The following is a 14,567-nucleotide window of genomic DNA, read 5'->3' as shown; positions in this document are numbered from 1 at the left end:
AAGACATTACTGGATAGCCCTTGGTTATGATCTTATAATTTCACCAACTTCTTCACGCCCGTTATTCCGTCAACTCCTGTCACCCTGCAAAAGTAAGTCCCGCCGGGTAAAACCGCTGTTTCTAGGATGATATGCTGTGCGCCTTCTCCTGCTGTTTGTTGTAGTACCGGCTGCCCCTGAAGGCTGTAGAGAGTTACCCTGGCCCTGCCGGAAAGCGGGGTGCTGAACTCCACCGTCGTGAGCCCGGAGGTAGGGTTGGGGTAAAGGCTAAAGCCCGCCCCGGCCTGTGGAGGCACCGCAGGCGTACTCACCACCGTCTCGCAGGGCGGAGGCGGTGCCTCGCCGGGGATTAGGGGGCCGAGGCGGTAGTTTGGGAAATTGGGCAGAGCCTTATCGTGCCAGAAGGGTAAATCCAAGGCATGTTGTTCAACAAAACAAGCTGTGCCTCTTTCATTGGGCTGGTGGATAATATGAAGGGTTTTTACATTGGCAAAAGTGTTGATATAAATTTTACAGTCTGGCGCTAACAGTGCATTTCCAAATGTAGTAGCAAATAATTCTTGATTGCCATCATACACCGCAACGACAACACCAGAAGCTTCAATATCCGGTGCCATGAGGTCAAACTGCATAATGGTATCAAAAGCGCTGACGTAACACAGCTCTGAGCTGGGGGAGAAGGCTACCCCACCCCGTGCATGCACGTCTGGTATGGGGATATGCTGAAACGCACTCAGCGCACCAGCCTGCCGGTCGAATTCCATGAGGAAGAGCCCGTCGGCACTGTAGCGGGCGTAGTAGCGGCCATCGGGGGAGAAGTTGGCCTGGCCGCCTCTTGATCCACTATAGGAAGCTGGCAGGCCCATTGAATCTATATGAGAAAAGGCAGCACCTGTATTATCGAGTAGAAAAAAAGCATATTCTGGGGATTGATCCAAAGCGTTCACAATCCACCAATCTTCTCCATTGGCATGCTTCACTGCCGTTAATTGCCCCCCTACGGTAGGCTCCTCAAAAAGGGCAGCATTTTTCTCCACCACCCGGCCCAGCCCCTGATTGGCGCTCATATCCACCACAGAATAAAGGATGCGGTCGGTGATGACATCAAAGACCGGCTCTTCCTGATAAATGATCCGCTTGTGGAAAAGGTAGTAGAGGCTGTCGCTGCCTGGCATGGGCAGGATTAAGCTGCTTTGGCGGCCGGCGGTGTAGCCATATCCTATTTCTTCGCATTGGAGTTGGTGAACCGCTCCAGGGTTTATACTGTCTCCATTTTCCATGACTTGGTGGACAGTGTTGTATATGTCGCATCCATCGGTATAAAATTGCAAAACGCCCTCTTGGTCTGCGATGGATGTACTACTAAGATAAAAACCACCACCAGTTCTTATACTGTCCACCTTTACCGGAGAAAAATTAAAATCAAGTATGCTCGCTTCGATTCCTGGCTCACCAGCATCACTATCATATCCCTGCAACCAGATGTAATCGTGCTTTTGTGCTGCTCCCGTTACTACGCATAGCAGAAAACCAACTGCACATAAATACTTTTTCATGGTATACGCTTTAGTCAGCAAGGGCTATCTGCTAAAGCTCCGGATAGCCCTCACACTTTATAACTTCACCAACTTCTTCACAACGGTCACTCCATCAACTCCTGTCACCCTGCAGAAGTAAGTCCCGCTGGGCAGAGCCGCTGTTTCTAGGATGATATGCTGTGCGCCTTCTCCTGCTGTTTGCTGTAGTACCAGCTGGCCCTGCAAACTATAAAGAGTAACGCTGACACTGCCAGAGATTGAGGTACTAAACTCCAGCACCGTAAGACCTGAAGTGGGATTAGGAAACAGGGTAAAGCCAAGCGGTTCGGTTGCTTTTGGCGCCCGCAAGGCAGCACTGGGTTGGCAGAGTGTAGCATTGTCAAAACGGTAGGTGGGAGCTGCAAGGCGGTAAAGGCTGCGGGCCCGGAAGACGGCATCGCCCCCGGAGAGCGGGCATTGATTTGCAAGGCTGAATAGTGCATTCAGCTCTGAGCCGGAAAGGCTGTCAATACTTGCTGCCGCTTTGATAGCAAGGGTATTGAAGGCTTTTTCATTAGCTTCGTACAGCGAATCAGCCGGGGCGTTTTGGTTAGCGGCTTCAATTAGAGAAAGGGTTTCCTGCTGCTCTTTTTGAACGGCTGCACGGAGGTTGCAGGCAATGGAATCCTGAAGAGCCAGGCTCGCTAGTATTTCCCGCCTTTTGAGCAGTAATGCAGCCGTGTCCGTTGCAGGCTCAGCTGAAAGCGCGGCATCAATGCCAGATAGTTCATCCATGATTTCCATGAGGGTGCTATCCTGAGCGGCAAGGGACTGCGCTGTAGTGTCTGGCAGGGTGAGCGCTTCTTTAATACTTTGGTCAATACTGTTGTACTCGCCTACCGGAGTAGAGCCCGCTTGATTCAGGAAACTGAGCTTCCAGTTGCTAAATGGAGTGCTTTCCTGCTCCAGGCGCTTGTAAAGGTGGCGCTGCCCGGTGTACTTCAGGGCACTCTGATAACGGCTGGCCTGAAAGGTGCCATTGCCCAGCTTACGGAGTAGAATGTCCTCGTCTTCTTCCTGTGGGGTTGGGGGAGTAGGGGCATCGTTGGAACAGGCATCGAAGTTGGGAGTTGAACAGAAATAATTGGTGTCTTCTTCATCCAGTGCAATTGGTTCAAACCAGTCGCCCGAAGCTGCCCAGCCCGGCAGTACTGCACAGTTACCTTGATCAATCAGGCTTGGGTCAATGAAGAAAGGAGATTGTGCGACAAATTCCTGAATCCCCAAATGCCGGGCACCGACTTCCACACCATTCTCCGAATCCATATAGCTGCCGCACCAGTAGTTGTTGTGATAATTTTGTTGCCCGATCACTCCATCTTCACTGAGGAGCAGCCCATGGAAATGATCCCCCATGGTATTCCCCCGGAATTGGACGGCATCGCCCATGCCATTGAAGCGGAAGCCCCGGAAAGTATTGTTGGTTTGGTTGCAGTCGAGCCAGGTCCCGGCCGCGCCAAATCCATCTATACCGATGGTGTTGGGGCCAAAATTAGCGGGGCCTTCCACGGTGTTGCAGCGCAGCCATGCGTTTTCGGTGCCCTCAAGCTGAATACCGGTTTGGTTGGCGTTGTTGCCTTCGAGGCGCACCACATTCTCTTTGAGGTCGATGTAGCGGCCGGTGCCCAGGAGGATGCCGGTGCCGTTGCCGATTATATCGATAATATTATTCGATAGCCGGTATTTATTATAGGAATCTGAGCCTGTAAATGCATTGTCATTCAATAGTATTCCCGCAGCCTGAGTATTTATCAAGCTTGGACTATCTACCAAAATATTATTCTCAAGGAGGATTGAACTGATAGGATTATTTTGCGAAAGTTCAATTCCAATTTGTTCAGCCCTTATATTGTTTCTGAGCACTCTAAGCGAACGATTAGTACATTCTGAAAGCCTAATGCCATGCTTAACATTTGTTATTTCAGTGTTTACTATCCAACATGAACCATTACGGATATCAATTCCAATGTCCGAGTCCCTTATCAGAATAGTATTGTCCTCATAGCCAACAGCAAATAATGAGCCATTATTGGAAGGTGAATTCCGAATATAAATCGCCTGGCCTCCTTCCTCTTTAATATCGAAGGTAACCGGAGCCTTAATGTCATAGAATTGGCAGTTGTTTACCCTAATATCAGAATTGATTCCGAAAATTCCATTGTACAACCCTCTAAAAATATTAGGAGAGGAGTTATATACACCTACCGTCAGATTTGTATTCCTAACTCTGACTCCTGCTTCACTTTTTTGATTTTGCAGTGGTGGCAATAAATAGTCTGTACCAAGGAATTCGTTCCCGTAAAAATTGAAAAGATTAATGGTCTCATCTCCAACGGACTTTACGAAAATTCCAATTTTGTTATTTTCAAAGGAGTTATCATAAACCGAAGCTTCAGCGCCATCCAGAAATCGAAATGCGTTCATAGCGTCTGAGATATAATTATCAAAGGCAAATACTTTTCCTCTTTTGCCTACCTGAATGGCATCCCACATTGATCCACACCCTACTATGTTGCAGTTTTCAAAAATTACTTCCCCTTCAATTACCATCTTTGTGCCTTCTGACATAATGATATCGCACTGCTTGAATAGAAAACTTTGGTTCCCATCCAGATTCATATAGAAATCATCAGTGACCAATAATGTACCCCCAAACCTTTCTGCACTACCAGCAATTGGCGAATTTGAAAACAAGCCGTTTAAGTTAATAGCATTCGCATCTTGTGGGTTGATTGCGTCAGTTGAGGAGGTTAAAGAACCAACTTCTTCGACAATGGTCGATGTGTTTCCATTACCATCTACATTAGTTGTTACTTTTTCTACAACTATGTCGAAAGAAGAAGGAGGGCTTAAGGCTAAAAGCTCAGTCTTAAATTCAATAGTGTAACACTCCCCATCTACAAGGTTAAGGCCATCAAAATCAAATTTCCGCCTGAAGCCTTCAATATAGGTTGAAATGTTGGTTGAAATGATATTTTCACTTTGGTAGTTAGCCTGCTCAATGCCGATATTGTATTCCCCATCGCCACACTGATTACAAACCTCTATAGTATATGATATTTCATTGCTGCCTTCACAACCAAATACAGGTTTTTGACTCCTTTCAAGGGATATTTGAACATCACATTCCAGGCAAGGGTAGGTGTAATATTGATTATTGTCAATAAGGCATGTATTGTTATTATTGGAAAACAGGTTCTCTATAAAGCGGCATGTACAAGACGAAAGATAACTTAAATCTAGACTGTTACTACCTGCTGCTTGATCACAAAGCATAGGGGCAGGCAGAAATCCGGACCCACAAGCAAGTACCAGATCGTCATATTCGGGACAACTTGGCGTATCAAAATCGCTTTCTTGGTCTTGGTTAAATACATTTTCATCAATATGATTAGCTCGTGCTATTGCGTGCACAATTTCATGCACAAAGTTAACCTCGTCAGCAGATAGTATTCTTTGATTTTTGGGAATGTTTAACATAGCATTAGGAATTTCATCGAAGAATAATCCGTTATCTATTTCATTAATACACCATGAATCTGGATAGGCCCTGCCTCCACTTATAAAGCCTTGGGAAGTGAATAGATAAAGCATATCTGCGGTGATACAGGAAGTAGCTCCTGTTTGCCAACTAATTTGCATACTTTGGCTTGCATTAAACGCAGAGTTAAATCCTCCACCTAGCAAAAATGGCCCTCTCATCTCAAATATGACATCTACTCCATTATCAAATAGCCAGCTACTGGCCTTTGAAAGGAAATCAGCTACGTCTCCAGCCATTTCATCTAAAACATTTTCGCTTTCGTAATAATCATAAATCCCCTGATCAACAAAAACACCCATTTCAATAGTAAACTGCCCATTAATATTGCAGTTTTGTGTATCCTCTATGGCTTTTTTAATTAAGACATATGTGTTTTCTTGTAATCCTTCTATTCCGGAAGGCGCAGGTTTAAGTTGCAACAAGGAGTCATTCCTGAAAAGCGTGAACGATAAATCACCATTGAAAAAAGAAAACGATCCTTTCTTATTGCTGTCAATTCCTCTGTATAGGTTAGGTTGTATTTCCTTAAGGATTAAGGATTCATGAAGCTCTTCCAGCCCAACCTCAAGCTGGATAGAGTCAGGCGATAATGAAGTTATTTGGGTTATTGAATCTATGTCAATTAGATAAATACCTTCTAAATAGCCATCATATTGTTCGGCTATGCCCTTGATGATTGCATCATCCTGAAGAATTACAGGTTGACCAGTCAGTTGGCATGCAGTTTGAGCGTTGCCTGTAAAGGATACGAAGTGAAAACTCAAGCCAAGAAAAAAAGCAAGAAGGATAGATGGGTTTCTGAAGGGTAGTAAGTTTTTCATAGAGAGAATTTTGTTTTGATGGTGAATTGATTGGAGTTGCTTTTGATTTGTTTCTGTGTGAAGATACGTTATAAAGTTGAAAGGACAATGCACATTGCTTAATTTTAGGGCAAACGTGCCAAAATTGGACCATTTTATGGAGAACGTTTAAATCGGGCTGCTTTCATGTAGGTGCAGTGTAACCGTCTCCTTTACCCGCTCAATCAAAAATATGCGGTTCATAATCCTTCCACCATTGCTCAATATCCAGTTTAGGCTTACGGCACAGGTAGAGCGGAATCCCATTTTCTTCATCAATGGCGTATTTGTGGTGTATCATTTTCACTAATTCTACCTCTTCAAACACCTGCTCAACGGACGGTTTTTTATTCCCCAGGCTGATCCAAACCGCTGCTTTATCGTTGCCATGGCCCCAAGACCAAAAGCTGCCGTGGCGACTAATGGGGTTAGGTAAACCATACTTTTTGCCCAAAATCTTTACCGCCCCGGCTTCCCCGTAATTCTCTGCCCAGATTACGCAGTTCCTTTTTTCTGCTTCGCTTAGGGACCGGTAAACACTATCCACTAATGCGGTCTGCTCTTCCCAGCCAAACATATCGGCGTAGTCTCCGGTAAGTTGAACGCGGCCGTCGCGGTGCTCCAACTGGGCGTAGGCTTCGAAATCATCAATATCCAGCAAAGGGGTCGCATAGGGAATAAATGGAATGGAAGGCGCCAGGACCACCACCGCTATCCCCAGCTTCCAATACCAACGCTTTTCCGCCAGGCTATTAGCCACCTGTGCCGCTCCGGCCGCAAACAGGACGGGGTAAAGGGCAAAGACATAATAGGGTTTGGCCTGCAAAATCCACAGGGCCGCAAAAATGACCACAGCGCTGACCCCGATGGGCCTGAACCTTTCCGATTTTAGCAAAAAATACACCCCTGTCAGGCTGATCAGAAAGGTAAAGGGCGATTCCAGCTGCGCTAAACCAAAGGCCAGCGGCTGAATTTCGTCCAACTGAGCTGCTTTAAGGGCTTCGAGGTGGCGCAGGGCAGGCCAGTTATGCTCCAACTGCCACAGTACATTGGGCAGAAAGAGGAGAGCCGCCAGTAAGCCCGCAGCGTACAACCACGGGTTTTTAAAATGCTTCCCGCGTTTATGGAAGAGCAGGCCCGTGAAAATCCCCAGTGCCCATACCAGGATCGTATACTTGGTCAACAAGCCGAGGCCCAAGGCAAAACCGGTGAGCAGCAGGTATTTTTTATTTTCTGTTTTCAAAAACAGGATCATCAGGTAAAACCCCACGCCCCAGAATAGCTGATCAAAAGCGACGGGCTGAAAGAGCGTATGATTGCGGTAGAACGGGACAAAAGCCAGAAAGCACACGCCTGCCAGCAGTACCGCGTACGGTTGCTTTGAAAACGTCCTCGCCATAAGGCCGCACAAAATAAGGAGGAGCACGCCGGCAAGGGTGGGGAACAGCCGCGTCCCCATCAGGGAGTAGTCAAACAGCCAGTAGGAAAGCCGGCCTACCCAGGCAATCAAAGGCGGAAATTCCATATAGCCCCAGTCCAGGTGCTCACTGACGGACAGGTGTAGCAATTCGTCTCTGTGAAAGCCATAGTTCCTGTTGCCTAGGAGCTGAAGGATTAATTTGACTACGGCCAGGATGGACAGAATGACGATGCTTTTTTTCATGGAGGATAGGCGCTTGGTTTATTTAGGCAGCTCTGATACACAATGCACCAGCAGTTGTAAAGTTAGGGGAAACCTGGAAAAGGTTTAGTTGCTATTGTTTTTACCCGACCGATTTCATCCACTTCTTCACACCCGTCACCCTGCAGAAGTAAGTCCCGCCGGGTTGGTTTCAAGTTTATCCGGATTCTAACTCTAAGGAAAAGCGACCGAAGGGACAATCCAAAATGCAATTTGGGACATCATGTCTATCCAAGGCAATGCGCCAGTTGCAGGACTCCATCTGACAATTCCTTCATATATAATTGGCAGCCTGAGACAGAGCCTGTATCTTTGCGCTGCTATGCCTCAAAAGGCCGTAAAGAAATCAAAACCTAGAAATTATGTTCAAGAAATTATTATTTGCCGGCACATTTGCTGCCCTCTTGTTTTCCTGTAATTCCGAAAGCGCTCCGGCGGAAGAAGCGACGACTGAAACCACCGAGACGGAAGCACCCGCAGCGCCTCAAACCTTTGGTGAAACCATCACGGCTGATGGCACTATTCCCTACGAAGCCTTAAAGACCAAAATGGAAACGGAAGCTGCCGACTCTCTAGCCGTCAAATTTACCGGTACCGTGCAGAAAGTCTGCCAGGCAAAAGGCTGCTGGATGACCATCGCTTCTGACGATCCGGATGCAGAGCCCATCATGGTGCGCTTTAAGGACTACGGCTTCTTCATGCCCAAGGACATCGCTGGCCGTAAGGTCATTATGGATGGCTACGCCTTTGTGGAAGAAACACCGGTAGACGAACTGCGCCACTACGCCGAAGATGCAGGCAAGTCGAAGGAAGAAATTGAGGCCATCACCGAGTCGAAGAAAGAGACGAAGTTCCTGGCAAGCGGTGTGTTGCTGCTGGAAGATTAGGAAGATGTAGTATTCCATACGGAATCGGGATCGCGATCGGAGCAACAGATGCTGCGGTCGCGATTTTTTATTGCCTAATTTTCACAGTAAAGCCGATTGGTTAGATTGTAATATTAAGGGCCAAACCGTAAGGAAGGTCGCTCTGGATTTACTTTGCCTAAAGATAATGCAGCCCGATTACTAAAGTCCAAACAGGCTCTAAGAGCTTGTTTGGATTTTGCTTTTGGAGCGAACGCCGCCAAATTTTGTTCTGATCGAGGCGTGATGAGGGAGCATAGCCTTAGCTACGTGATCGAAGAGCAACGAAGAGCAGGACGAAATTTGGCAAGAGTAGCCCAAAGTGTGAAATCCAAACAAGCTCTAAGTCCGTGTAGTACCTTTATGATAGCATCAGTTGGAGGGCAGGGGCTGTAATGCAGATGGGTATAGAGGTTTGCTTAATCAGTATTGAGGTAGATATAATTTTCAAAATGATGAGATACAATTTTGTGCGTTTTTTATTCTGTAATGGGGTGTTAGAAAAGGGAAGGTTTGTCCTTGAATGAGTAGCTCAATAGCGATAAATTTGTTGTATACAATTGGCTATAATATTACTTAGCAACAAAACCAATCGCTTATGAAGACGGAATCCACTTTGATGGTCATATTTTGCATTTTTGTTGGGTTTATTCAACCATCACATGGGCAACAATGGGTGCCCTCAAACGCTAATTCAATGGACCACATTTACCGTGGTGGAAATATAGGAATTGGCACTACAATGCCTGCAGCACAAGTCCACCTGTCTAACCAAGCTCCGAACTTTGAGGTCGAGGTAGAAAAAACAGAGTCCCCCAGTCTTATTAACATGGGGTTCACTTCTCCATTTCGTCCTAACCTCCTGCTCGAAAAGAAGATGATTAACCCTGACGGAAGTGTGGCGGAAACGTTAGGCTGGATTATTGATGGAGGTCCAGCATTAGATTTTGTAAGGGGTAACCTGGTATCTGGATCAGAGCGCCGTTTTTCTATTAACGAGACAGGGGCACGAGTATTTGGAAGTACTTTCTCAATTGGTAAAGAAAACAGACAAATAAACCTGGGCTACAGCGAGGAAGGAAGGTATATAGGTATGGGGTATCGTCCATTGGCTGGAGCTGCCTTCGGCTCATTGGGGAATGGAGGTGGTGCCATTATTTTTAGTAGCCCCGATGGGAAACTATCAGTAGCCACTGGTACTGCTGACATAATGAGCTCAGGCAATAGTACCCGCATGACAATTGATGCACAGGGTTCGGTGGGTATTGGTACAGTTTCTCCTTCTGCCCAGTTGCATATTAGTGGAGAGAAACCGGGAATTCGTTTGGATAATCAGTCAGGTGGCTGGTGGGATATGCAGCCGCTGTCATTATCCGGAGACCATACATTTGTCCTGAGTTACGGAGGAGTAGACCCGATTATTCTCGCGAAAGAAAACGGCAATGTAGCGATTGGAACAGAACTCACACCTTCTGTTTTAGGAAATGATGATATCAGTGCCTACCGCTTATTTGTTGAAGGTGGGATATTGAGCAATGAGGTCAGAGTACGAACCGGATGGAGTGACTATGTTTTTGCACCGGGTTATGAACTATTGCCTTTAACCGATGTAGCAGAGCATATTGCAGTGTATGGGCATCTCCATAATACCCCATCTGGAGCTCAGATTGAAGCTTCGGGGCTGGAGCTTGGCAGTATGGCAGCTAATCAGCAGGCCAAAATCGAAGAGCTCTTTCTTCATCTCATTGAAATGGATACACGTTTGAAAGAGCTGGAGCAAGAGAACACCCGGCTTCGCAAGTTTATGGAGAAGAATAAAGGAGCAAATAACCTCAAAAAAAGATAATACCATGCAAAAAGCAATCCATCCTGCCTTAATCCTGGCACTGGCCCTACTGCTGGCAAGCGGTTGTAGAAAGGAAGACGAAGAATGCTATGACCCCACAGATTCATCTTGTGCCAACTACGACCCCTGTTGGGAAAAAGAAGCGGTTTCTGCTGGCTTTGTCATGGAAGAGCGTGTTGCACATTTCGACTCGGTGTGGCATATCCCCACGGATACGATACTGGAAGGCGGTATCTTACGCCTGCGCGCTCTGCAGCCCGCCGATTCTATCCGCTGGCAAATGAGCGGCGATCCGCGGACATGGGACAGTGAGGAGCTCCGGATGCAATTTGGCGGTTCGGAATCGCTGGAGATTAGCCTTACACTATGGCGTGAGCCGGATACCCTCTGCTTCCCGGATGATGATGGAATTGACTCTCTGACAAGGCGCCTGACTGTCGTACCCCACCCGGAAGCTGCGATTATTGGGCGCTACCGCGGCGCCACTGATGCCAACCCGGATGAGCCTTATGAGCTGGAAATATTCTGGAGAGAGAGTACCCCTTCAGCTTCACACGCAACGATTCAAATTACAGGGATACACCCAGGCTGCAATAATACCTTTGACTTTAATGTCATTACCTCAGTTGGCTCGGGCTATCTCGCCTATGCTTTTTGGCGTGGTTCCTTAGAAACCACTACCGGCTGCTCTGCCCCTCAGGGCATTGCCCGGCTAAGTGCAAATCGTCAGGAAATCACGGTACGCTTCCGGATGCGCAATCTGGAGAATGTCAGCGAGTTCCTGCCGGAAACGACCTTCCGGGGCGTTAGGCTTTGAGCAAGAGCACTCGCTAGAGATTTTCCTGTCGGTTCATTGCTTTCAGGGAGGTTAAGCTGCCTCCCGGAAAGGTGATACCCTAATGAAGATTTTGAAAAATAAAAACCCCTACCATGATTTATAGTAGATACTTTCGATTTGGAGTTGTAGTAATGACTTGTTGCTTGATAGGTTTTTTGGCAAAAGCACAAAATCAAAGCATAGAACAAGAATGTGGCTATATGTTATTTTCATCCATTGAGTGCGAGTCCGAAACTAGCTTGCCTCCCTGCGATGTAAAAGAAATACGCACAGACCCCTATAATCCTTTCAATTGTGAAGTACCAGATAAGATTAACCGCTTTAATTGGATAGATCCTAATCCTTTCCTGAATACCCCCTTTCCTGAATACTGCCTTAATTCTTGGGTGTTGCCCCAGGATTATATTCAAACCCCGTATAGCCAAGGTGATAATATTCCAATTAATCACTTCCTTGGAAAAACGGATGCCCCTGAGGATGGTTGGGAAATTATCAAATATGACTTTGGTTACACAGAGAATGGTGTAGAGAGTACACCCGTTGATTACCCCTATTTAGTACTCTACAACCGCTTTACGGCTGTGCTTAGAGTATTTATTGCAGTATCAGAACAGCAGCATCCATTTAATGTAGCAGAAGTAGCACTTAGCTTCACAACAGGGCCGGTAGCATCAACGCTTGATCTTTCCACTGCTTTTATTTCTAATGGAGAAGGAGTGGTTTCCATTGAAGGCTTCTTTGAAAATGAAGTACAGTTTCTCTCGGGCTCCCGTTTCCTGAACGGTCCTGGTCGATGGCTATACGCTGACTTCCCAATGATGTATGACCCATGCGCGTGTGGTCATGGCTCAAAACTAGGTCTATCGCTAAATTTGATTAGTTCAGCTGAAATCAGTTTGGAAGGTACAGCAACTGGCACTGCATCACCCATTCTGGACAGCTCCAACGGAACCTACAAAGATGTCCATGGGCAGCACACTTGGGGCTGGAAGGAAATTACGGGTTTTAATGAAAAAGCTCTCCAAAAGTCAGTGAAGTCATACAAGGACATGAAAGGGTTCACTACAAGTGTCAAGAATGCTATTGAGCGATCAGGATTGAGCGTAAGTGACAAAGCGGAAAAAGCAGATGATGTTGAAAAGCTTGCTGATGCCGCAGCTTCGCTGGGCTTTCTTAAATCAGGGCTGACCGCACTACCCTGGATTACTTCGGCGATTACATTTTTGGACTTTTTTGTTACTGGTGGAAAGAAGGATACGCAACAAGAGTTACAGATCGGTCCGATGGGGATAGAGATGAACATGAGGTATAAAGGGAATATTGAGGCCAGTACGTTTCGAAAAGAAATTACCTTTTTCACACCGGGTTCAAACAACTACCCCTTAAACACCTCCTCGGAAATAGATTATCCCTTATACAATCAAGCATTGGGGGTATTTAATCTCTTAGAGCCTCCGGAGTTAAAATATACAGCAGACCCTGAGCCGCCATCAGATTTTCTGGTCATAATCGACCAAGAAAGTCCAGTATGGAGTGATTGGGACCCTTATCAGCCAAATGATCATCCAGTTTTGGCACAATACCAGGGGCAGCATATACTCGTTGACCCTTACAATCATGATGCCTTTGAGTTATTTCCTGATGGCTATCCTTATATTCATTACCGTTATAAGATGGAGCAACCACCAGCACATGCGGTTAATCCTGCAACAGGCTTTCAAGGAGACTCGGAAGTATTAGCAGCCATTTTCATTGAGGCATTTGAACTCAAAGAAGACGAAGAAGGAAATGAGGTTGAGGACGCAGCAGGCCTTGGGTTTGCACTTGGTTCTGACTTCAATTTATTTAGTGAAGGCAAAGGCCTTTATCGAACGCATTGGATACCCCTGAGTTGCCTAGAGCAAATTGCACTTGAATTTGCAACAGGGCTCAATACTCAGCTTCGCGTCACCCTAAAAGTAATGGGTAATTTTGAACGGGGTGACATGTATGCAAATGAACAATCCCAAAATGTACTGCACGTTTGGAAATTTGCTACTAATCAGGTTTTCTCTTCCGAGCCAGGGTATGACTGGAGCACTCCGTTTGTTAACATACCACTCAATAGGTTTATTACTGGCACGCAGGTACTTACAGGGGATTTATATGCCGGGGAGACTATTGAGATCGGAGCAGGTGCTGAATTACAGGCTCCCATATCATCTCCGGTTTCGATAATCGCTGGTAAAGATATCATAGTATCCCCTGATGCCAAGATTGCACCAAATATCACACTAAAGATTGCCAGCCCCAATGGATGTACAGAAGAATATAAACCTGCGACCACTGAATTTGTCGACAACTTTTGTAATGAGAAGTACGATTTGAATAAGCGAGCCATGCCTGAGTCAGGTACCGGGCCTGAGGATGAAGAGACTGCACTTCTAGAAGCCGCTGTTAATGAACAGATCGCTTCAGAAGCTAAATTGGGCATAGCGAGTATCGATTATGAGAAACTCGCAGAATATCAGGTAGAACTCTATCCCAATCCTGTATCTAATCAGGCGTCACTAAAAATACATTTGCCTGAAGATGGACGAGTAGAAGCTAAAATTAGAGATGCAAAAGGGCAGCGGATTCAGGAAATATTACCTGCCGCTTACCTGGAATCTGGCGTTCATAACTTTGACCTCTCCACTAAAGAGTTACAGACTGGTGCATATATTATAACAATAATCACTAAACAGGGACCATTGACTGTTAGGCTAATCAAACAGTAAGTCCACCTTGTACAAGAGGTATCCCGTCAGTACTCCTTTCAATGACGGGATATCTTCATTTGAGTTTATTACCGTAAATTTTGTGTGTCCCTTAATTGTCTTTTTCACCAGCTCTGCATCACGTCCTCACCTTAGTAGCTTCACGAAGAAAGGGAGTTAAAGGGCTCCCTTTCTGAAGTCAAGATTCCGGGCGTTCTCCCGCTGTTTGGCGGGACAGGTCTTGATCTGGCAAAAAATCCTAATCCATGTCCTATACAAAACCTACATTAATAAATTCTATTCTAAAGATTAGCCAAAAACGGAAAATACCATGCAAAAAGCAATCCATCCTGCCTTCATCCTGGCACTGGCCCTACTGCTGGCAAGCGGTTGTAGGAAGGAAGACGAAGAATGCTATGACCCCACAGATTCATCTTGTGCCAACTACGACCCCTGTTGGGAAAAAGAAGCGGTTTCTGCTGCCTTTGCTATGGAAGAGCGTGTTGCACATTTCGACTCGGTGTGGCTAATCTCCAGCGATTCCGAACCGCCAAATTGCATCCGGAGCTCCTCACTGTCCCATGTCCGCGGATCGCCGC

General features: G+C 46.2%; 8 protein-coding genes. 5 read left to right on the top strand and 3 right to left on the bottom strand.

The window, feature by feature from the left end; all coding sequences use genetic code 11:
• Positions 1–32: 32 nt before the first annotated feature.
• The 3 genes from RIC19_RS19710 to RIC19_RS19700 all read right to left on the bottom strand — a co-directional run bounded on the left by RIC19_RS19710 (position 33) and on the right by RIC19_RS19700 (position 7,623).
• Positions 33–1,556: a T9SS type A sorting domain-containing protein gene (locus RIC19_RS19710; RefSeq protein WP_350180080.1), complete on the bottom strand. Its 1,524-nt coding sequence runs from the start codon at positions 1,554–1,556 to the stop codon at positions 33–35.
• A 57-nt stretch (positions 1,557–1,613) separates the two neighbouring features.
• Positions 1,614–5,942: a T9SS type A sorting domain-containing protein gene (locus RIC19_RS19705; protein WP_350180079.1), complete on the bottom strand. Its 4,329-nt coding sequence runs from the start codon at positions 5,940–5,942 to the stop codon at positions 1,614–1,616.
• A gap of 199 nt (positions 5,943–6,141) precedes the next feature.
• Entirely contained in the window at positions 6,142–7,623 is a 1,482-nt protein-coding gene (locus RIC19_RS19700; RefSeq protein ID WP_350180078.1) for an ArnT family glycosyltransferase, read from the bottom strand.
• A 380-nt stretch (positions 7,624–8,003) separates the two neighbouring features.
• Between RIC19_RS19700 and RIC19_RS19695 the strand changes: the two genes are divergently transcribed.
• The 5 genes from RIC19_RS19695 to RIC19_RS19675 all read left to right on the top strand — a co-directional run.
• Positions 8,004–8,528, top strand: a complete 525-nt coding sequence (locus RIC19_RS19695) for a DUF4920 domain-containing protein (protein ID WP_350180077.1) — start codon at positions 8,004–8,006, stop codon at positions 8,526–8,528.
• Between the two features lie 616 nt (positions 8,529–9,144).
• A complete protein-coding gene (locus RIC19_RS19690) occupies positions 9,145–10,392 on the top strand; it encodes a hypothetical protein (RefSeq protein WP_350180076.1) in 1,248 nt (415 codons plus the stop codon).
• 4 nt (positions 10,393–10,396) lie between these two features.
• Positions 10,397–11,209: a hypothetical protein gene (locus RIC19_RS19685; protein ID WP_350180075.1), complete on the top strand. Its 813-nt coding sequence runs from the start codon at positions 10,397–10,399 to the stop codon at positions 11,207–11,209.
• 113 nt (positions 11,210–11,322) lie between these two features.
• Entirely contained in the window at positions 11,323–13,989 is a 2,667-nt protein-coding gene (locus RIC19_RS19680; RefSeq protein ID WP_350180074.1) for a T9SS type A sorting domain-containing protein, read from the top strand.
• Positions 13,990–14,299: 310 nt separating this feature from the next.
• Positions 14,300–14,567 (top strand): hypothetical protein (locus RIC19_RS19675; protein ID WP_350180073.1); only part of this gene is annotated, 268 nt, incomplete at its 3' end.

The sequence above is a fragment of the Phaeodactylibacter sp. genome (assembly GCF_040219495.1).
GTDB lineage: Bacteria > Bacteroidota > Bacteroidia > Chitinophagales > Saprospiraceae > Phaeodactylibacter.
Note: the sequence above shows the minus strand (reverse complement) of the source record. Positions and strands in the feature narration are given on the sequence as shown.